This is a genomic window from Streptomyces sp. MBT65, from assembly GCF_016612545.1.
Taxonomy (GTDB): Bacteria; Actinomycetota; Actinomycetes; order Streptomycetales; family Streptomycetaceae; genus Streptomyces.
Genome location: NZ_JAENRY010000011.1, coordinates 25,078 through 44,189, shown reverse-complemented (window position 1 = coordinate 44,189; position 19,112 = coordinate 25,078). Strand labels below are relative to the sequence as shown.

The window sequence follows — 19,112 nt, the reverse complement described above, 5'->3', positions numbered from 1 at the left end:
CGGCCTTAGGGTGGTCTTGTTACTTCCGTGGCGAAAGAAAGAAACCTTGTGGGAGTGTGACCCCCATGACCACACGTGCCGCCAGCTGGCAGCCGCTGAGCCCTGGTGAACGCTCGGTGGCGATCGAGGTGCTCGTCCACGGCCCGCTCTCGCGCACCGAACTCGCCCAGCGCCTCGACCTCTCGGCGGGCAGCCTCACCCGCCTCACCAAGCCGCTCATCGAGACCGGCCTGCTGGTCGAGGTCCCCGACGGCGGCGGCCCGGCCGAGGTCCGCCAGGGCCGCCCCTCACAACCGCTCGACGTGGTCGCCGAGTCCCGCACCTTCCTCGGCCTCAAGCTCACCGAGGACATGGTCTACGGCGTCGTCACCACCCTCCGGAGCGAGATCGTCGCCCGCCTCGACCGGCCGCTGACCACCCACGATCCGGACCAAGTGGCCGATCTGCTGGCCGAGATGACCGGCGAACTCACCGCCTCCTTCCCCACGCTCACCGGCATAGGCATCGGTGTCGGCGGTCTCGTCCAGGACCGTGCCGTGGTGGGGGAGTCGGCCTTCCTGCGGTGGAGCGACGTCCCGCTGGCCCGACTCGTCGAGGAACGCACCGGGTTGCCGGTGGTCGTCGAGAACGACGTGGCCGCGCTCGTCGAGGCCGAGACCTGGTTCGGCGCCGGGCGCGGCCTCGACCGCTTCGTCGTCCTCACCATCGGCGCGGGCATCGGCTACGGCCTCGTCCTCGGCGGCAGGCGGGTGCCGTACGCCGAGGAGGACCGCGGGTTCGGCCGCCACTGGATCCTCAACCCCAACGGCCCGATCACCCCCGCGGGCCAACGCGGCAGCGCCGTCTCGCTGTTGACCATCCCCAGCATCCGCTACCAGATCCGGGCCGCCACCGGACTCGACCTGACCTACGAGGAGATCCTCGCCCGCGCCGCCGCCGGTGAGCCCATGCCGTCCCGTGTCATCGACGAAGCCGCCCGCGCGCTGGGCACGTTGGTCGCCCAGATCGCCAACTTCGTGCTGCCGCAGAAGATCCTGCTCGCCGGTGAGGGCGTCGGTCTGATCGACGTGGCCGGCAAGATGGTCGACGACACGCTCCGCGCCCACCGGCATCCACTGGCCGCCCCGCTCGACGTGGAGACGAAGGTCTCCGACTTTCACGACTGGGCGCGCGGCGCCGCGGTGTTGGCGATCCAGGTGCTGGTGCTGGGTGTGGCCGAGGTGTGAATTGCGTTACAGGGCTTGACAGATGACGTGATCAGCAACACGGTCCGATATGTCCGGTTCACTCGTGATTACTCACATCGCCTTCACCTTGGGCGACGTATGCTTCACACCATGTCCACCAGCGTTGAATCAGCCACCGAGCGATCGGCAGCCGAGGTCAACGAGGAGATCAGAGCCCTGTGGCACCGATCGGGCGGGACACTGAGCGCCCAACAGCGCGAGGAGTACAGGCGGCTCGTCATGGAGTGGGCCGCCGCAGCTCCGCAGTCGGCCGAGGCGGCCTGAGCGTCGCCGTCGGCCGCCGCAGGTGTCGTGATCGGTATCCGTCCCGGCCTTCCTCGTGACCCTCGGTCCAGCCGGTCGAGCCCCTTTCGCCCCGACCGACTCCATCGACCCAGCCGACCGGTCTGTCCGGTCGAACTCCCTTGAGTGATCAGCCCCACATCGCCGAGTAGTGCCGCTGGAACGCCTTGCGGTCCTGCTCGGCGCGGATCCAGCGCGTCGCCACCAGCGCGATCAGACTTCCCGCGATGACCAGCAGACCGGGACCCACGTTCTTCGGGTCCGTGAGCCGGGCCGCCAGCGTCGTCGACCCCGAGGTGGTGTTCGTCGCGGGCGCCGAGCTACCGGGAGTGGCCGCACCGGCGGCTGCCGCGCCACCGGCGGCCGAGGCGGACGGAGCGGGCGAGGCGGCCGTCTTCGGCGCCACCAGCAGCTTCACGTTCAGCGCGGCCAGCGCCTTGGTCAGCGGCTGGAAGAAGGTCGTGCCGCCCGCCGTGCAGTCACCGCTGCCGCCCGAGGTCACGCCCAGCGCGATCCCGTTGGCGAACAACGGACCGCCGCTGTCGCCCGGTTCGGCACACACCGTGGTCTGGATGAGACCGGTGACCGTGCCCTCGGGGTAGTTCACCGTCGCGTTGAGCGCGGTCACCTCACCGTCGTGCAGCCCGCTGGTGCTGCCGCTGCGGAACACCTTCTCGCCCACGGCCGCGTCGGCCAGGCCCGTGATGGTCACCCCGCTGCCGTTGCCGATCGCGACCACGTCCGCGCCCTCGCCCGCCGAACCGTTGGCGTACTGCACCAACGAGAAGTCACTGCCGGGGAAGTTGTCGGAGACCGTCTTGCCCAACTGCTGGTCGCCCTGGTTGTTGGCGAACCAGATGGACCCGACGGGACCGCAGTGCCCGGCCGTGAGGATGAAGTCGGTCTGGCCGTCGGTCACATTGAAGCCGGCCGAACAGCGCCCGCCGGTCGACAGGATCGGCTGCGCGCCGTTGATACGGGTCGTGAACTTGCCCTGGGTGCGCTGCATTTCGACGGAGGCGCCGATGCTCTTGGCGACCTTCGTCATCGCGGTCCAGGCGGTGGCGGAGACGCTGCTGTCGGCCTCCACCAGCACCCTGTTGTTGCGGTAGTCCATCGCCCACGCGGTGCCCGGCACCTTGGGCGCGGAACTCAGTGTGGTCGCGGCCGAGTTCAGCTGGTTCATGCTGTACTTCACGACCTTCGCCTCGGCGCCCGCCTTCGTCACCTCGGCGGCGGTGGTGGCATCGGTCACCGCGACGACCGTACGGCCGCCGGAATCGACCCAACTGCCCGCCGTGCGGGCCGTACCGAGCTTCGCCGCCAGAGCGGAACCCTTGTCCGCGGGTGTCTGTGGCGCGCTGAGCGTGGCGGCGGACGTGCCGGAAGAGTCACTGGCCATGGCCGCCTGGGTGACCATGGCACCTCCCAGCAGGAGTCCGCCGACGGACGCCAACCGTGTCACTCGCCGGATGACCCGTCGTCGTGCGTGCCTCATGCATGGCTCCCGAACCCCGAACGTGCGGTGACGACACCGCGGGGCCCTCCGGTCGTTGAGTGCCCTTCCTCCATACGTGGCCCACCGCCGTCCTGTTCACCGACCAGAGGATCGGCTTCAGCTCCTCGGGCCAACGGGTGCGCCGCCGGGCCGAGTTGGCCCCGGAGCTGCCCGGCCGCCGCCCCGCGCCCCGGCTGCGATGATGACCCCATGCGTGTGCTGATGCCGGTCCCCGACCGCGACTTCGACGTCACCGAGGTCGCCGTGCCCTGGCGGCTGCTCACCGACGCCGGGCACGAGGTCGTCCTCGCCACCGAGCACGCAGGGACCCGGCCCGCCGCGGACCCCCGGCTGCTGACCGGCGTCCTCTTCGGACAGCTCGGCGCCGAGGACGAACCCAAGCGGTTCTATGAACAGCTCACCCGGGCACCGGAGTTCGGCGCCACCGTCGCCTGGGCCGACCTGGACGTGACCCGCTTCGACGGACTGCTGCTGCCCGGCGGACACGCACCCGGCATGCGCCAGTACCTCGGATCCCCCGAACTGAGCGGCAAGGTCGCGGAGTTCTGGAAGCTGGGCCGCCCGGTCGGCGCGATCTGCCACGGCGTCCTCGTACTGGCCCGCACCCGGGACCCGGACACCGGCCGCAGTGTGCTCGCCGGACGCCGTACGACCTGTCTGCCCAAGTACATGGAACGCACCGCCTACTTGACCACCGCCTGGCGCCTCGGCCGCTACTACCGCACCTACCCGGCCTATGTGGAGGACGAGGTGCGGGCCGTCCTCGACGACGCGGGCACCCAGTTCGAGCGCGGCCCCAGGGAACTCACCCGGCGCGGCACCGCGAGCGACGACACGCACGCGTTCGTCGTAAGGGACGGCACCTATCTGTCGGCGCGCTGGCCCGGAGACGCCTACCTTTTCGCCCGCGGGTTTCTCGACCTGCTGCGGGCACCCGCGGGTGCTTAGACTGCCGACCATGGACGAGACCCTGCTGGACCGGCTCGGTGCAAGCCAGTACCTGCTGATCACCAGCTACCGCAAGAACGGCTCCCCGGTCGCCACCCCGGTGTGGGTGGTCCGCGACGGCGAGACACTCGGTGTCTGGACGGTCGCCGACTCCTGGAAGGTCAAGCGCATCCGGGCCCGCGCCGATGTCCTCGTCGGCCCCTGCGACCTGCGCGGCAACCCGACCGGCAACCAGGTCCCCGGCACCGCCGAGATCTGCGACCCCGAGACCACCGCCCACTACCGCGCCCTCATCAAGCGCAAGTACGGACTCAGCGGGCGCCTCACCCTCCTCGGCAGCCGACTGCGCCGGGGCGCCGACGGCACCATCGGCATCCGCGTGACGCTCACACCCTGAGGACGAACCCCTTGCCCACACAACCCTGGGAGCGCCCGTGGACCCCGCGCTGACCCCGGCCGAGCTGCGGCTGCGGCAGGAGCGGATCGTCTTCGCCCGGATGCGCAGCACCCAGGACCGGGTCGCCGACGCGATCACCGCGTTCGCCGGCACCATGCTCTTCGTCTACCTGCACGCACTGTGGTTCGCCGTCTGGATCGCCCTCAACGAAGGACTCCTCGGGAAGGCGGGCATCTTCGACCCGTACCCCTACGGGCTCCTGACGATGATCGTCAGCCTGGAGGCCATCTTCCTGTCGACCTTCGTCATGGTCAGCCAGAACCGCCAGGCGGCCCGCGAGAACGTCCGCGCCGACCTCGACTTCGAGACCAACCTCCGCTCCGAGGTGTGGTCCGCGCACATCGGCGCCGCGCTGGGCCTCGACCCCCGCGAGATCGAACAACGCGTCCAGGAACTCCTCACCGAGAACCGCGCCAAGATGAACAACGGTCCCCAGAAACCGAGTTGAGCATCCGCAGGACGCAACAGGAAGGGGCCGCAGCTCACGCGCTGCGGCCCCTTCACTTCATACGGCGGTACGACGTGCCGCTACGACGCGTCGAGCACCGTGCCGGTCAACTCCGGGCCGCCGCTGCGCGGGTTGCCGTTGTCGTCCACGGCCACGAACCGCACGGACTCGGGCTGTTCGGTCACCTGGTCCTTGACCGTCGGGAGGCTGATCTCCGTGCTGGACTGCCCCGCCGGGACAGTGGTCCAGAGGAACAGGTTCGTCACCTGGGACAGCGGGCGCTCCGGCGCGGGTTCCTCACCGGAGTTCTCGCCGAGCCACTGCGGGTCGACGTCCAGGGTGGACAACTCCGGGCCCGTGGCGACGGGTTGGACGATGAACGAGGGGTTCAGCTCCACGTCGGCGGGTGTGGAGAGCGTCACCTTCCACTTGAGGGGCTGCCCCTCGGTGACCCGGTCGGCGACCGGGAGCACGGTGAACGTGGGCATCGGGTCGTCGTTCTCGGCGGTCACCCCACCGCGATGGGCGCCGATCACCGCGCCGTGCACCGCCTTCACGAAGATGTCGTGCTGACTGCCGTAGTCGAAGCGGGTGTTGCCCTCGACCTTCACCGGTACGTCGATGTCGTGGCCGCCGGGCCGTACCGTCACCAGCCGTGACGTGGCCGTGCCGGTGGCCGGGTCGGAGACGTACAGGCGCACCTGGCCGTTGCCCCGGCCCGAGACCTGGACGGGGATGCGGTACGTCTTGACGCCCGAGTCGCCCTCCTTGACGGTGAGGCGGCCGATGTCGACGCGGGGGAGCGGGGCCGCGGTGGCCGCCGGGGTGCCGGGGCGCCAGCCCCAGGCGTCCATCAGCCAGGCCTGGCCCGAGCGGGAACGCGGCGTCAGGGCAAGCGACTTGACGTGCTTCAGGTCGAGCCCGGCGGCGGCGGTCAGCGGGACGCGGACCTCGCGGGCCCAGTAGGAGGAGGTGCGCTCGGTGCCGGGCAGGCCGTCGACGCGGACGCGGCCGAGGGTCGCTCGGTGGCCGGCGGTGTCGGTCAGGGACACGTCGAGCTGGGTGCCGGTGCTGTTCGGCGGCACGATCACGCGCAGGGCGAGGCTCTTGGCGCCGCCGAGGGAGACCGGCCTGTCGGGACGTACCGTCACCGCCGAACCGGCCGCGGACCAGCGCAGCGCGAGTGCGCGGCGGCCGACCTCCTTGGCGGTCTCCCAGGTCGCGAAGTGCGGGGAGCCGCCCTTGGTGTCGGGGCCCAGACAGGCGACGGCCGGGTCGGGGTCCACGGCGGAGCACAACCGGCCGCCGGACACGGCGACTCGGCCGTCCGGCAGGAAGCCGGCGCCACGGTTCGCGCCCACCGCGTGGGTGAGGACGCGCGCCGGGTCCGCCGAGGGTGCCCGGCGGCCCGAGCCGTCGAGCAGCTCGCGCGCCCGGTCGTCCCCGCCGACGAACAGCCGTGCCGCCGTGGCGATGTAGGTGGAGCCGGCCTGGTGCTGCTGGTCGGCGGTCAGCCGGGTCGCGGCGCCCGGCGAGCACACCGCGTCCCGCTGGTCGGGGTCGTTGTAGAAGTCGTCCTCGGCGGGCGCCTGGGCCTGGCCCGGCGTCCACTCGGTGTTGAAGAAGTTGTGGTCGGCGCCCTCGACGTAGACCGCGCTGTGCAGGGCGGCGCCCTTGCTGACTCCGCGCGTGCCGTCGACGTAGACCTCGCCCTGGAGGTCGGAGACGTCACCGTCGCAGCCGGGCAGGATCGTCACCGAGGGCACGTCGGCCACCGGGTTCTGGCCGAAGATCGTCGGGCCGATGAGGACCGTGCCGCGGATCTTCCAGCGCACCGGGCCGTGGTAGCCGTCCTGGGCGGCCGGCGGCGGGTAGAGGCTGTCCATCGCCGCGCGGTTGACGCCCTCGCCACCGCGCGAGTGGCCGATCAGCAGGACGCGGGAGAGATCGGCCGGCGGTGCGTTGCGGACGACCGCCGGAGCCGTCCCCGGGTGGGCGGACCAGTCGGCCCAGCGGGCCAGGTGGAGCCGGACCAGCGAGGAGCGGGCCTGTGCGCCCGCGTCCTCGGCGTCCGCGTCCTGGGCGTTGATGCCGTTCGCGGAGATCGACACCGTCACATAGCCCTGGGAGGCGAGGAGTCGCTGGTCGCGCAGATAACCCCGGTAGCTCGGGACGGACTTGGTGCCGGTGGGGCAGGGCCAGTCGCCGGTGATGTCCTCGGTGCCCGGCGTGTAGCAGGTGTAGTGCCGGCCGTGCAGGAACAGCGCGAGCGGCCGCTTGCCGGTGGCGCCCTTCGGCGCGACCACGACGGCCTTCATCTCGATCGGCTGCGCATACCCGGGCAGCCGGACCGAGTCGAGCGTGTACTCGCCGGTCGTCGTACGGTACGCACCCGGCTTGCCCGGATCGATCGCACCGGCCGGGAGCGGGGCCGCGGGTCGGGCGGCGGCCTCCGAACGTCCGTTGCCGGAACCGCTGTTGTCACCGGCGGCATCCAACCGGCGACCGGCCGCCAGAACTTGAAGGTCCGTCAGTTTCCTGGGCGCGACGGAGTCGAGGCCGAGCCGGAAGGTCCGTCCGTCCTTCGCCGGGCTCGGCACGCCGAGGAGCTTGCCCCCGGCGTGGAACTCCACGCGTGCGTCCCCCATGGGCACCCGGGTGCCCGAGCGCCACACCAACTGCTGCGCGGAACCCTTCCCCGTGATCCGCCACCCCGGCGGAAGCGTGCCGTCGTCTGCCGCCGCCGTCGCCGTGAACGGTCCGGCGTCCGAGGGGGGCGCCGCCTGCGCCGCCCCGGACATCCCTCCCGCCACCGCGAGCACCGTCGCGGCCGTGACCCATATTCGCCGGGCACGGAACAATGTGTTCTCCTCCTCGAACCCCAGACACGGGTGCCCCGGTGGTCCCGGGAGCCCCTCGCGCCCCGGAGGACGGGAAGCGGAGACTGTGGGTTGCCTGTGGAGGAGGATTCGGCCGATCTTCGTCGGGCGGGTCCGTACCCGGGCTCAACCCGGGCGCGCGCTACGGCTGTTCAGGAACCGCCCGCCGATCGGTGCCCAACTGCTGTGCGGTCAGGGCGGGTCGGGCTTTCAGTGCCAGGCGCGGTACGGCTCGTCGAGGAGTTGGAAGACCGGTTCGCCCCGCACCGGGTCCTTGGCCGTGGAGAGCCGGACGCGGTCGCCGCTGTGGATGCCGATGGGCGGGCCGATGACCCGGCCGCGCACCACGAAGCCCTCGGCCATCTCGATCAGCGACACATTGCGGGCGGCGGGAGTGTTGCGGTGCACCACCGTGGAGTGACGGACCGTGCCGGTGCCCTCGCTGCGCTCCGTGCGCAGGTCGCCGCCCTGGCAGACCGGGCACAACAGCCGGTGGTACATGGCGGTCCCGCACCAGGTGCAGCGCTGGAAGAGGATGGTGTCGCCGTCGGCGGTGGGCGGATCGAGGAGGCCCGCCGGGGAGCCGACTGCCGGACGGGTCGCGAATCCTGAGTGGTGGTACACGCTGTCAACTCCCTGCGCTCGGCCGGAATCCCGCGCGCGGCCGAGCCGGGCACGCGGGTGCGCGGTTCGTCGTGCCACCGTGCACGACCACAGCGTATGGCACTCAGTGCCAAGCGTAAAGATACTGCGTACCCTTCACTTTGCCTGTTCAGCCGCTGCCGAGCGCCGTCTCGATCTCCTGCACCACGCGCCACAGCGGCACCCCGCGCCGGGAGACGACCACCACGACGTCCTCGGGCCCCTGCTCGACGACGGCCGGCGCCGGCGCGTGTCCGAAGGCGGACTGCACATAGCCCAGCGCGTGGTCCACCTCGGCACCCGCGTCGCGCTGCCCGTCCGAACGCAGCCAGGAACGCAGGGCGTTGTTGTGTGCCGCGACCACGGCGGCCGCGATCACGTCCGCGTGCAGGGTCCCGTCGCGCCGGCCGGCGAAGCGCCCGCGCAGGTAGTCGGCCAGGGCGCGCTCGTAGCGCCACACGACCGACAGTTCGTACGCGCGCAGTCCCGGCACCTTCTTGGTGAGGCGGTAGCGCTGCACGGAGAAGGTCGGGTTCTCGTTGTACATGCGCAGCACCAGCCGGGCCGCGTCGCAGACCCGCCGCACGGGCTCGTGCTCGTCGCCGCCGGACGAGAGGAAGGCCGTCATGTCGGCCAGGCAGCGTTCGTGGTCGGGGAAGACCACGTCCTCCTTGGACGGGAAGTAGCGGAAGAACGACCGCCGTCCGACCCCGGCCAGCGCCACGATGTCGTCGATGGTGGTCTGTTCGTAGCCCCGCTCCAGGAACAACTGGAAGGCGGCCGCCACCAGGGCGTCCCGCATGGGCGGCTTGGAGCTCATGGACGGGAACGTAGCACCAGGTGGCACGGATGGCACTCAGTGCGCCGGGGGCGGGGAACTGAGTGCCCTCACGGAGGTCGTCCGCTCGACCGGATCGTATTGATCGATGAGACCGGAGCGATCGAAACGGTCGATACGATCCGAGGCATAGAGTGACCGCGACCAGTTTCGTGTTCAGGGGGACCCGTGCGACCGCATGTCGATCAGCGCCATGAGCGGGTGCTCGAACTCGTCCGGGAGCGCGGCAGCCTGCGGGTCGCCGACCTCGCGGCCGAACTCGGCGTCTCCGCCGTCACGTTGAGGCGGGACGTGGAGGCCCTGGCCGGCCAGGGCCGGGTGCACCGGCTGCACGGAGCGGTGGTGTGGCCGGGCGGCGGGAGCCCCGCCGGAATACGGGCACGACAGGAGCCCGCCGCGTCCACGGTGTCCACGGCGAGCACCGGGTCCGCCGAGGGCGTCGTGATCGGAATGATCGTGCCGACCACCGGCTCGATCTTCGCCGACATCGTGCGCGGTGCCCGCGAGACCGTGGGAGCGCAGGGCGGCCGACTTGTGCTCGGGGTGTCCGGACACGTCGGCGCGGAGGACGCCGTCCAGGCCGGGCACCTCCTCGCGGCCGGCGCCGAGGGGCTGCTCGTCGCGCCCAGTTGGCCGGGTGGCGCACCCGTCGGCGGCCAGGAACAGTGGCTCCTCGACCGGGGCGTGCCCACCGTCCTGGTCGAACGCTCCGCCCCGCCCGGCAACCCCGCGGCCGCCCTGGACCGGGTGCGCACCGACCGCGCCCACGGAGCCGCGGTCGCCGTCGGCCACTTCGCCTCCCTCGGCCACCACCGGATCACCGCCGTACTCCAAGAGGGCCCGCACGCCGCGCAGATCATCGCGGGCTACGAGTCGGCCGTACGCTCCCTCGGTCTCGACGACGCACGGGGCGCCCCGTCCGTCCGCGAACACGGCGACTACGAGTCGAGCGTGGACCACCTGGTCGACGCGGTCCGCGAGCGCGGAGTCACCGCCGCCCTCGTGCACAGCGACGAGGACGCGATCGTGCTCGTGCCCCGGCTCCAGGCGCGCGGCGTCCGGGTCCCGGACGACCTGGCGCTCATCGCCTACGACGACGAGGTCGCCCCGCTCGCCGACGTCCCGCTCACCGCCGTGGCCCCGCCGAAGCGGGCGGTGGGGGAGTCGGCCGCGCACCTCCTGCTGCGACGGATCGCCGAGCGCGGCAGCGGACGCCGGCCCGCCCCACGTCAACACATCGAGCTCCTCCCCGAGTTGAGGATCCGCTCGTCCTGCGGAGGCGCAGCGCGCGCCCGCTGACCACGGGCCGACCGTTTTGATCATTCCGCGCGAAACCCTCTCGACCGAGGAGAACTCGTATGCCCGCGATACCCCCCGCCCGTCCCCGCGTCCTCTATGTCACCGACCTGTCGTACCCGGCACGCGGGCGCCGCTACTGCGACGAGGACATCGACCTGACGTCCCGGCTGCGCGAGGACTTCGACATGGCGCTGTGTCATCCGCTGGACGCCGCCGCGCTGATGGACGGCTTCGACGCGGTCGTGGTGCGCAACAGCGGTCCGGTCCTCGGCTACCAGAAGGAGTACGACGCGTTCCGCGAGCGCGCGCTCCGCACCGGGACCCGGGTCTACAACCAGCTCTCGGGCCGGGCGGACATGGCGGGCAAGCAGTACCTCCTCGACCTGAGCGCCGCCGGCTTCCCGGTCATCCCGACCGTCGACCGGGTCGAGGACCTGGACTGCCTGCCCCGCACGGACCGCTATGTCGTCAAGCCCAAGCTCGGCGCCGACTCCATAGGGCTGGAGATCGTGCCGGCCGACCGGCTGCCCGCCCTGGCCGACGGGAGCGTCCTGGTCCAGCCGTGCGTGGACTTCTCGTACGAGGTGTCCTTCTACTTCGTCGACCACGACTTCCAGTACGCCCTCCACGCCCCGGACACTGAGCGGCGCTGGCAACTGGAACCGTACGAACTCGCCCCTGGGGACCTGGAGTTCGCGCAGCGGTTCATCGACTGGAACTCCGTCGAGCACGGCATCCAGCGCGTCGACGCCTGCCGTACCCCGGACGGCCGACTGCTCCTGGTCGAACTGGAGGACCTGAACCCCTACCTCTCCCTGGACGCGCTCGACGACACGCGGCGGGACGCCTTCGTCGCCGCGCTGAAGGCGTCCTTGCACCGGTTCGTCCGGGCCTCGCCGTCCCGGGGTGAGTGAGCGCGTGCCGCGCTGAACTCCGGTGGCCGTGCGCGCGTATCTCTCCAGGGGGATGGGTCCGTGCGCGCGGAACGGAAGGAGAGCAGTGTGTCTACACCGCCCGAACCGGGATCGTCGTCCGGCGGCCCGGTCCTTGAACCCTCCCGCGTCCTGCGTCGGCGCCGCTCCGACAACCTCGCGGAGCTGCTGCGGGAGACCCGCCGGGACTCCTCCGTCTTCGAGTCCGTGCCGGTGCCCCGGCCGTTCTTCGGTTCCGAGGCCGAGACACAGGAACTGCCGCCCGTACCCGGCGAGTTGCACCCGCTGTCGACGACGGACCCGTTCGTCACCGGGTCGGGCTCCGGCCCCTTCGGGCCCGGTCTGCGCCGGGCCGCGATCGTGGTCGGGGTGAGCGCCGCCGCGCTGGTCGGCTTCGCGGCGGCTCTCCTGCTGCCCGGCAGGGGCGAGGCCAGCACGGCCGAGCCGGTCGCCACACCGACCCCGGTGGTGTCCGCCACGGTCACCGAGGCGGCCGACCCGGACGGCGCCGGTACCCTCCGCGAGGGCGACAGCGGCCCCGAGGTGAAGAAGCTGGAGGAACGGCTCCTGCGCATCCCCAACGTCTATGAGAACGGCTCCACCAGCGGTCAGTTCGACGCGACCCTCACGGCCGCGGTCGCCCGCTTCCAGCTCTGGTACGGCATCCGGGGCGACGAGAACGGCGTGTACGGCGACGACACCCGCAAGGACCTGGAGTCGCGCACGACGCTCGACGCCGGCCAGTAGTCGAACGAGGCTTCGAACACCGGGCAAGGCCTGCGGAAAGTCGGCGGCTATGCGGCCGTAGCGGCTCATCATGGACAGCGCGGCGCCGCAGGTCGGCGGTGTCGTGCCCGCTGCGAACCGAAGGCCACGCCGATGAACGGCTCCCGCGTCCCGGGTCTGATCCTGCCCGGAGTCCTTCTGCTGGCCCTCGTCGTCGGGGTGTTCTGGTACTGGCTCCACCGCGACGACGACTGACGACCTGACGACCGACAGCCCGACCCGCGCCGGGGTCAGCGTCCCGTGCTGTGCCCGACCAGCGCCTCGGTCACCGCACGCACGCTGCGCGCGATGTGCTGGAGCTGGAGCACCTCGGCGGCGTACAGCTTGATGGTGTGCTCGATGACCGACTCGGGCAGGCCGATGCCGGGCAGGTCGGCCCGCGCGGTCTGGAGGGCGGTGCGGGCCACGCGGATCTCGTGCTGGACCTGGATCTGCGCATGGCGGGCGAGCAGCACGGGGTGGCGGATGAACGCGGGGTAGCTGGCGTAGCGGGCCGGCACCAGCTCGCGCAGCCACTTGGCGGCCGAGCGCTCCCAGTCGTAGCTGCCCGGGGTCTTGACCTGACAGGGCCAGTCCTGGGTGATGCGCGTGGTGGTGAGTTGCATGTCATCGCTTCCGGATGTGCGGCGTCGCGGGGGTGGTTCGACGGTGGGTGGCGGCCCCGGCCCAGGGGATGACCGGGGCCGCCCTGGGCGCTCGCGCAGGCGATGCCCTACCGAACACGCCCGGCGCCGACGCGGGTAGGAGACGGCGGCTGGGCGTGCTCGTGCGAGGGCCCCGGGAGGCAGGTGTCGCCGGCGCGGCGGGTGGAGCGGAGGTGCGCATGGGCGGACCGGGCTTTCTCGGGGCGGGTGCGATCCGTGAGCAGTATTTATATATGCCGTCCGCTTTGCAAGGCGTATGAAAACATTCATGCGCGAAATAGGCGGATCGATGCCCTTTTGAAGTGATTCAAGGGGGGAGAGTCGGGTCAGTCCCGCATGAAGAACTGGTGCTGCTCGGCGATCTGTTCGTAGTCCTCCAGGCGGGCCTGGGTGCGCTCCGGATCGGCGTCCGTCATGGCCTGGAGCAGCGCGGAGGCCATCACTCCGGGTGCCGCGTACGAGTCGAAGACCAGGCGGGAGCCGGTGCCGGTGGCGAAGGTGACGTCGGCCTCGTCGGCCAGCGCGCCGAGCGCCAGATCGGTCACGAGGGCCACCTTGAGGCCGGCGCTGCGCGCCACCCGGAGCGTGGTGAGCGTCTCGTGCGCGTGCCGCGGCATGTCGAACGCGAGCAGCCAGGTGCCGCCCGCCTCGCGGGACTGGAGGATCGCGTCGTAGGCGACGCTCCCGCCGCGGGTCACCAGCCGTACGTCCGGGTGGATGCGGCGCGCGGCGTACGCGAAGTACTCGGCGAGCGAGACCGAGATGCGCAGGCCGAGGACGGTCAGCGGGGTGGACGCCGACAGTTCGCGGCCCACGTCGATCAGCCGGTCGGGGTCGGCGAAGTCCCGGCGCAGGTTCTCCAGGTTCTCGATCTCGGCGTCGACCGCGGCCTGCAGTTCGTTGCTGCGGTTCTCCTCGGCCGCCGGGCCGCCCGCGAGGGTCCGCAGGGCGATCGCCTGCAACCGCTCGCGCAGCGCGGGGTACCCGCTGAAGCCGACCGCCGCGGCGAACCGCGTCACCGAGGGCTGGCTGACGCCGACGCGCTCCGCGAGATCCGTGATGGAGAGGAACGCCGCCTCGGTGATGTGCTCGATCAGGTACTGGGCGATGCGGCGCTGGCCCGGCGACAGCCGTGGCCCGTCGAAGAGTTCCCTGAGTTGGGACGTCGGTGCCGCGCCGACTTCCGGGTCGGTTTTTCCCGAGGTGATCACGGATGCCTGGGCGCGTGCCTGCTGCGGCGATGGCACCGGTGCGCCTCCTTTGTCTCCCACAGCCACTCAACATAGCTCACAGAGCGTTGTCACCAGAGGGCGATCAGCGCCGGTAGATCGTGATCGAATGACCGACTTGATCGATCGGACGACTGCTGTCGATCAACTCGGCCAGTTTTCCCGTCGCCTTGTCGATCGAGGTGTCCGAAACGACCAACAGCCCGTGCACGTCACGCAGTCCTGCCGTGCGCGGATCGGACGACTCGATGCCGTAGTACGACGGCACACCGCTGCCCTTGTAGACGAGCCAGATCCGCTCGCCCGCGTACCGCTCGCGCAGCCGGTCGGCGAGGCGGCCGAGGTCCTGCCCCCAGTCCACGTTCGAGTCGTGCAGCCGCAGATAGGTCTTCGACGGTCCGCCGAACGCCTCGTTGGAGTACGGCAGATAGTAGGGGAACGTCCGCAGCGAACTGACCGCGACGAACGCCACCAGCACCCCCGTGGACAGCGCGGCCCACCGCCACCGCAGCGCCGGCACACAGGCCGCGGCGACCGCCAGGAACATCGGCACGAAGATCGCGTACCGCGTCCCGAAGTCCCGCGAGCCGTCCATCGCCGCGCCCAGCAGCACGGCGGTGGGGAGCAGCAGATACGGCGCCGACGGTCGCAACCGCCGAACCGCCACGACCGCGACGGCACCCGCCGCCCACAGCGCGATCATGCCGAGCGGTGTCTTCACGAGCAGCGCCACAGGCAGGTAGTACCAGTGCGACCCGGTGTAGAGGTGCCCGAACAGGAAGCCCTGCCACGGGTAGTCCTCCAGACCGAACTGGATGCGCATCCCGTCGAGGAACGCCCGCGGGAACGGCAGGAGGCCGACGATCTGCCCGCGCAGTCCGTGGACGGTCGGCACCGGTTCCGTGGACGTGAAGCGCAGCCGCGGATCGACGGCGAGATACGACGCCCAGACGACGGCGACCGTCACCAGCGCCACCACGGCCGCGCCCGCGGCTCCGAGGAGCACCACCCGCCGCCGGGCGGCACGGTCGGCCGGGCGGCACGCGGACCACACCGACAGGGCGGCCAGCAGCATCAGCACCGGTACGGCGGGCAGGGCGCTCATCTTCGTCGCGACGGCGGCACCGAGCGCCGCCCCCGCGAGCGGGACGTACAGGAACGGGCGCCGTCGGGCCCGCCACAGCAGCCACACCGACGTCAGCAGAAAGCCGGCCTGTGGCACGTCGAGGGTGGCCAGCGAGCCGTGCGCGACGACATCGGGCGAGAACGTGTACAGGGCGAGCGCCACCAACCCCCGTGCCGCGCCCATGAGTTCACGGGCGAACGCGAACACGACCAGCCCGAACAGCAGGGTCAGCACGATCACCGGCAGGCGGGCCCAGAACATCAGCCGCCAGGGGTCGTTGCCCGACTCGTACAGCAGATGGCGGCCCAACTCCCCCTGATCGCCACGGTAGTTCGCATCGAAGTGCGGGTCGGCCAGGGCGATCCCGGCGGCGATCACCAGCTTCCCGAGGGGCGGGTGCTCGGGGTTGTGGTCAAGGGTGTGCTCGCGCAGATACATGGTGGCCGTGGCCACGTACACCGGCTCGTCGATGGTCGGGGTCTGCTCGACGGCGGTCGTGACCATCACGGCGGCCATCTGCGCGAGGAGCACCACCACCAGGACCGGCAGCAGCCACCGCCGGTGGCGCCGCAGCCCGGCGTGGAGGCGGGCCGGCCGGCTCTCCGTGGCGCGCGGCGGAGGAGGCCCGCCGTCGCCGAGCGTGCCGGGTTCGAGGACCGAGTGCTGTTCGCGCGCCATCATCCGCCCTGCGGTGAGGCCGGCCGCGCGGTGGCGGGAGCGAGCCGGAGCCGGGTCATGGCCCTACTGTCGCATCGCTCCCGCCACCAGGGGCGTCACCGCTTCAGGAGTCGTACCGACAGACCTTCCGCCGTATACACGGGTACGGCCCGCAGCTTGTCCGAGTTCAGCGTGATGCTGTCGAACTGGCCGCGCAGCGAGGACGCGCTCAGGACGCGCACCGTGGAGCCGGCGGCCGGCGGGTGCTCGGCGTCGAAGCGAAGGGACAGCGTGCTGCCCTTGCCGAGCGTCGCGCGCCGGGTGACCTCGACGGCGGGCTGGTGGCCCGAGCGCAGCGTGACCTCCAGGCCGGCCGACTGCTGGGCGTACGTGCCGTGGATCTGCACGGACTCGGAGACCCGCAGCGAACCGCCGAGCACGCTCACGTCACCGTGACCGAGTGCGTGCGCCGAACCGGCCACCAGCGCACCGGACTTGAGCACGGTCCCGCCGGTGTACGCGTTGTGCCCGGTCAGCGTGAGCGTCCCGGTGCCCTGCTTGGTCAGGCCGCCGCAGCCGTCGATGTCGTTGCGCCAGGCGTCGGCCGCGCCGAAGCCCCCGGCCGCCGCGTCGAGGGCGACGACGACATCGGAGTCGAAGGAGCCGTAACCGTCCGCCGCCGCGAAGAGGTTGAGGCGACCCCACTGCTCGAAGCCGTCCAGCAGGAGGTAGCCGGAGGGCAGCGCGGTCGTGCGCAGCACCTCGCGCCGCTGGGCCGCGTCGAGGTACGGCAGCCGGGTCTCCAGCAGGACCTCCGCGCCCTTGGGCACGGTCAGTGCCTTGTCACGGCCGCTGCGGGTCAGGACGTAGGTGAACTTGGGCTCCACCAGACGGGCGTTGGCGCTCCGGTCCGCGTACGGGTCGGTCGCCGTCGTCGCCGAGTGGGCGTAGGCGTACAGGGTGTCCGCCGTCGTGCCGGTCTTCGCCTCGAAGTAGGCGAGCGCCTGGGCGCGCGCCGCGGCCTTGAGCGTGGCGTTGGCCGGGTCGGCGAGCGTGGCGGCGGCCAGGGCGGTGGCCATGATGCGGCCGCCCATGACGTCGACGGGGGAGTGCATGCCCGCCATGATCCGGGTGTGGCTCAACTGGAAGGTACGGGTGACCAGTTCCTGGAAGCGCTCGGGTACGGCGTACGCGTAGGCGAGCCCCGCCAGGTGGAAGGCGTTGGTGTGACCGCTGGGGAAACCGGCGTCGTCGACCGGTGACGTGGAGCGCTGGCGCAGGAGTTGAGGGGCGACGACCACCTTGGAGTCGTAGACCGGGTAGCCGAGCGCGTCGACCTTGCCCGTGTCGACGACCTCGCTCTTCTCGTTCATGCGCCACGGACGCGGGTACTGGTAGGCGTACTTGCCCGGGTTGCCCGACGCGTAGTTGCCGCGCACGGTGTCGACCAGTTCGGCGACCTTGCCCAGCGCGGAGTCGTGCGAGCCGGCGCCGAGCGCGGAACCGGCGGGCGCGTCGGCCGGGACGGCGTCGCTGATCGTGGTGGCCGGGGTGGAGTCCGGGGCGCTGGTGATCGAAGTGACCGCCAGGGCACCGGACTTGTACAGGTCGGCCAGTGGACCCAGGCCCGCGATCATCGCGTAGCTCTGGTGCTGGCGGTCGTAGAGGAACGCCTCCTTGGCCTGCGCCTCGGTGCGGTGGGCGGTGAGGTCGACGCAGTAGCGCACGTTGGCGCGCAGGATCTCGGGGCGCAGCGGGGTGCCGGTGTTCCAGGTGGCGCCCGTCTTCCATATCTGGGCCATGCCGCCGAGGACCCGGACCACGGCGTTGGTCTCGGGGGTGAGGTTCGCGATGACGTTCGTCTTGTAGTCGTCGACGAACGGGAGCGGGGCCGTGGTGGCCTTGGCGTCCGCGGCGGCCAGCCAGCTGACCAGCGTCGGCGCGGCGACCACACCGGCGGAGGCGCCGAGCGAGGTCTTGAGGAAACCACGTCTGTTCACGGCGAGTCGACCGGCGTCAGTGCGGTGCCCGGCGGGTGACGGCATGGGTGTGCCTCTCTTGAGTTCTACGGCCGTTGCGGTCGGCCAGGTCCTGGGACCAGTGAGGGTTGTGCGATCGGCTGTGGTGCGAGGTGCACCGTACGACGCGAGAAAGCGCATACGTCAACTGGTGCGTACGTGCGAAGATTTGCGCCGGGTCGTGTCCCGTCGGAGGGGGTTCGGCGTCCGGCACATGACCCCCGGGTGAACGGGGGCCGTGCGGTTCACAGGATCGATCGGGCCAGCGCCACCGCGCCCTCGACGGGCGGTACCCGGATGGGCTGCGGACGCGCCCCGGGCACCCGCTCGGCGAGCGCGTCGGTGAGGGCTTCGTACAGGCGGGGCTGGGCGAGGACGGTGCCGCCCGAGACCACCACGTCGTCGACGGGGACGCCGCGTTCGGCGAGCCGTACGACGAGCGCGGCGAGGGAGCGGCCGGCCTCGGCTATCACCTCGCGTGCGAGGAGCGAGCCCGCGTCGGCCGCGGTGAAGACGACACGGGCGTGGCGGCCCCATTCGGCGGAGACGTCGGAAGCGCTTTCCAATGCGGCGCCGAGCGCGGGCACTTCGGCCACGGCGAACGCCTCGACGAGTCCCAGGGCGAGCTGGTCCGGGGCCTCGCCCCGGTCGTGCGCGGCCCAGGCGGTGCGGGCCGCCTCGCGGACGAGGCCGGCGGCGCCGCCCTCGTCGCCGAGCACGGCGCCCCAGCCGCCCACTTGGAGGCGGGTGCCGTCGCCGAGCAGGCCCACCGCGACGGAACCGGTGCCGGCCACCAGACCGACCCCCTTGTCCAACCCGGCGGCGGGGACGAGCAGTTCGGCGTCGCCCACGACGAGCGTCGGCACGCCGAGACGGTCCTCCAGTGCGGCCCGGATCTCGGCGCACTGGCGGGGTGTCTCACAGGCGTGCCCGCCCACGGCGACCGCGGACGGTCGCGCGTGTGCGGGCAGGGCGTCATGGACCAGCGCGGTCAGCCAGTCGGCGGCGGTCGCGGGGTCGTGCGGCCGCCAGCCGCTGCTCGCACGGATGTGGTCGGCGACGACATCGGTGCCCGCGCAGGCGCGGAGATGTGTCTTGGTGCCACCCACGTCGATGCCGACCACGAGGGGCGTGGAGTCCTGCACGGAACCTCTTTCGTCG

General features: G+C 71.6%; 18 protein-coding genes. 9 read left to right on the top strand and 9 right to left on the bottom strand.

The features are described from left to right. Positions 1–65 precede the first annotated feature (65 nt). Positions 66–1,226, top strand: coding sequence for an ROK family transcriptional regulator (locus JHN63_RS04695; RefSeq protein WP_200677388.1), 1,161 nt, complete (start codon positions 66–68; stop codon positions 1,224–1,226). 99 nt (positions 1,227–1,325) lie between these two features. Beyond that, a complete protein-coding gene (locus JHN63_RS04690; protein WP_200677387.1) occupies positions 1,326–1,511 on the top strand; it encodes a hypothetical protein in 186 nt (61 codons plus the stop codon). Positions 1,512–1,659: 148 nt separating this feature from the next. On the opposite strand, the gene JHN63_RS04685 is transcribed toward JHN63_RS04690, so the two are convergent. After that, positions 1,660–3,027 carry a S1 family peptidase gene (locus JHN63_RS04685; protein WP_200677386.1) on the bottom strand — a complete coding sequence of 456 codons (1,368 nt, stop codon included), beginning with the start codon at positions 3,025–3,027 and terminating at the stop codon, positions 1,660–1,662. Positions 3,028–3,086: 59 nt separating this feature from the next. Here JHN63_RS04685 and JHN63_RS04680 point away from each other — a divergent pair, with 59 nt between their 5' ends. From JHN63_RS04680 to JHN63_RS04665, 4 genes are read left to right on the top strand one after another with little or no spacing between them, the layout of a single operon-like run. Further along, complete coding sequence (locus tag JHN63_RS04680) at positions 3,087–3,230, top strand: hypothetical protein (RefSeq protein WP_200677385.1); 144 nt, start codon at positions 3,087–3,089, stop codon at positions 3,228–3,230. A gap of 7 nt (positions 3,231–3,237) precedes the next feature. Then, the gene (locus tag JHN63_RS04675; RefSeq protein WP_200677384.1) at positions 3,238–3,996 is read left to right on the top strand and encodes a type 1 glutamine amidotransferase domain-containing protein; all 759 of its coding nucleotides are present in this window, start codon (positions 3,238–3,240) and stop codon (positions 3,994–3,996) included. 10 nt (positions 3,997–4,006) lie between these two features. Beyond that, positions 4,007–4,393 (top strand): PPOX class F420-dependent oxidoreductase, encoded by a 387-nt coding sequence (locus JHN63_RS04670; protein WP_200677383.1) that lies wholly within the window; start codon positions 4,007–4,009, stop codon positions 4,391–4,393. A gap of 37 nt (positions 4,394–4,430) precedes the next feature. Beyond that, on the top strand, positions 4,431–4,901 hold the full coding sequence (locus JHN63_RS04665; protein WP_200677382.1) for a DUF1003 domain-containing protein: 471 nt from the start codon (positions 4,431–4,433) through the stop codon (positions 4,899–4,901). 80 nt (positions 4,902–4,981) lie between these two features. Here JHN63_RS04665 and JHN63_RS04660 read toward each other — a convergent pair whose 3' ends face one another. The 3 genes from JHN63_RS04660 to JHN63_RS04650 all read right to left on the bottom strand — a co-directional run bounded on the left by JHN63_RS04660 (position 4,982) and on the right by JHN63_RS04650 (position 9,224). Then, complete coding sequence (locus tag JHN63_RS04660) at positions 4,982–7,762, bottom strand: hypothetical protein (protein ID WP_200677381.1); 2,781 nt, start codon at positions 7,760–7,762, stop codon at positions 4,982–4,984. A gap of 228 nt (positions 7,763–7,990) precedes the next feature. After that, positions 7,991–8,404 carry a Zn-ribbon domain-containing OB-fold protein gene (locus JHN63_RS04655; RefSeq protein ID WP_033280331.1) on the bottom strand — a complete coding sequence of 138 codons (414 nt, stop codon included), beginning with the start codon at positions 8,402–8,404 and terminating at the stop codon, positions 7,991–7,993. 148 nt (positions 8,405–8,552) lie between these two features. Next, positions 8,553–9,224 (bottom strand): TetR family transcriptional regulator, encoded by a 672-nt coding sequence (locus JHN63_RS04650; RefSeq protein ID WP_200677402.1) that lies wholly within the window; start codon positions 9,222–9,224, stop codon positions 8,553–8,555. A 204-nt stretch (positions 9,225–9,428) separates the two neighbouring features. Here JHN63_RS04650 and JHN63_RS04645 point away from each other — a divergent pair, with 204 nt between their 5' ends. From JHN63_RS04645 to JHN63_RS04635, 3 genes are all read left to right on the top strand, one after another. Next, positions 9,429–10,559, top strand: coding sequence for a substrate-binding domain-containing protein (locus tag JHN63_RS04645; protein WP_200677380.1), 1,131 nt, complete (start codon positions 9,429–9,431; stop codon positions 10,557–10,559). 68 nt (positions 10,560–10,627) lie between these two features. After that, on the top strand, positions 10,628–11,473 hold the full coding sequence (locus tag JHN63_RS04640; RefSeq protein WP_200677401.1) for a hypothetical protein: 846 nt from the start codon (positions 10,628–10,630) through the stop codon (positions 11,471–11,473). 87 nt (positions 11,474–11,560) lie between these two features. Further along, positions 11,561–12,238, top strand: coding sequence for a peptidoglycan-binding protein (locus tag JHN63_RS04635; RefSeq protein WP_200677379.1), 678 nt, complete (start codon positions 11,561–11,563; stop codon positions 12,236–12,238). A gap of 269 nt (positions 12,239–12,507) precedes the next feature. Here JHN63_RS04635 and JHN63_RS04630 read toward each other — a convergent pair whose 3' ends face one another. The 5 genes from JHN63_RS04630 to JHN63_RS04610 all read right to left on the bottom strand — a co-directional run bounded on the left by JHN63_RS04630 (position 12,508) and on the right by JHN63_RS04610 (position 19,096). Then, the gene (locus tag JHN63_RS04630) at positions 12,508–12,882 is read right to left on the bottom strand and encodes a hypothetical protein (protein ID WP_200677378.1); all 375 of its coding nucleotides are present in this window, start codon (positions 12,880–12,882) and stop codon (positions 12,508–12,510) included. Positions 12,883–13,247: 365 nt separating this feature from the next. Beyond that, positions 13,248–14,168: a MurR/RpiR family transcriptional regulator gene (locus tag JHN63_RS04625; protein WP_200677377.1), complete on the bottom strand. Its 921-nt coding sequence runs from the start codon at positions 14,166–14,168 to the stop codon at positions 13,248–13,250. A gap of 67 nt (positions 14,169–14,235) precedes the next feature. After that, positions 14,236–15,957: a glycosyltransferase family 39 protein gene (locus JHN63_RS04620; protein WP_200677376.1), complete on the bottom strand. Its 1,722-nt coding sequence runs from the start codon at positions 15,955–15,957 to the stop codon at positions 14,236–14,238. 92 nt (positions 15,958–16,049) lie between these two features. After that, complete coding sequence (locus JHN63_RS04615; protein WP_200677375.1) at positions 16,050–17,978, bottom strand: phosphatase PAP2 family protein; 1,929 nt, start codon at positions 17,976–17,978, stop codon at positions 16,050–16,052. A 218-nt stretch (positions 17,979–18,196) separates the two neighbouring features. Further along, entirely contained in the window at positions 18,197–19,096 is a 900-nt protein-coding gene (locus JHN63_RS04610) for an N-acetylglucosamine kinase (RefSeq protein ID WP_200677374.1), read from the bottom strand. Positions 19,097–19,112 lie beyond the last annotated feature (16 nt).

What these genes read in the sequence shown, in the direction of transcription:
- JHN63_RS04695 (WP_200677388.1), top strand. Translation starts at nt 66, where the DNA reads ATGACCACACGTGCCGCCAGCTGGCAGCCGCTGAGCCCTGGTGAACGC.
- JHN63_RS04690 (WP_200677387.1), top strand. Translation starts at nt 1,326, where the DNA reads ATGCTTCACACCATGTCCACCAGCGTTGAATCAGCCACCGAGCGATCG.
- JHN63_RS04685 (WP_200677386.1), bottom strand. Translation starts at nt 3,027, where the DNA reads ATGAGGCACGCACGACGACGGGTCATCCGGCGAGTGACACGGTTGGCG.
- JHN63_RS04675 (WP_200677384.1), top strand. Translation starts at nt 3,238, where the DNA reads ATGCGTGTGCTGATGCCGGTCCCCGACCGCGACTTCGACGTCACCGAG.
- JHN63_RS04670 (WP_200677383.1), top strand. Translation starts at nt 4,007, where the DNA reads ATGGACGAGACCCTGCTGGACCGGCTCGGTGCAAGCCAGTACCTGCTG.
- JHN63_RS04650 (WP_200677402.1), bottom strand. Translation starts at nt 9,224, where the DNA reads ATGCGGGACGCCCTGGTGGCGGCCGCCTTCCAGTTGTTCCTGGAGCGG.
- JHN63_RS04630 (WP_200677378.1), bottom strand. Translation starts at nt 12,882, where the DNA reads ATGCAACTCACCACCACGCGCATCACCCAGGACTGGCCCTGTCAGGTC.
- JHN63_RS04620 (WP_200677376.1), bottom strand. Translation starts at nt 15,957, where the DNA reads ATGATGGCGCGCGAACAGCACTCGGTCCTCGAACCCGGCACGCTCGGC.
- JHN63_RS04615 (WP_200677375.1), bottom strand. Translation starts at nt 17,978, where the DNA reads ATGCCGTCACCCGCCGGGCACCGCACTGACGCCGGTCGACTCGCCGTG.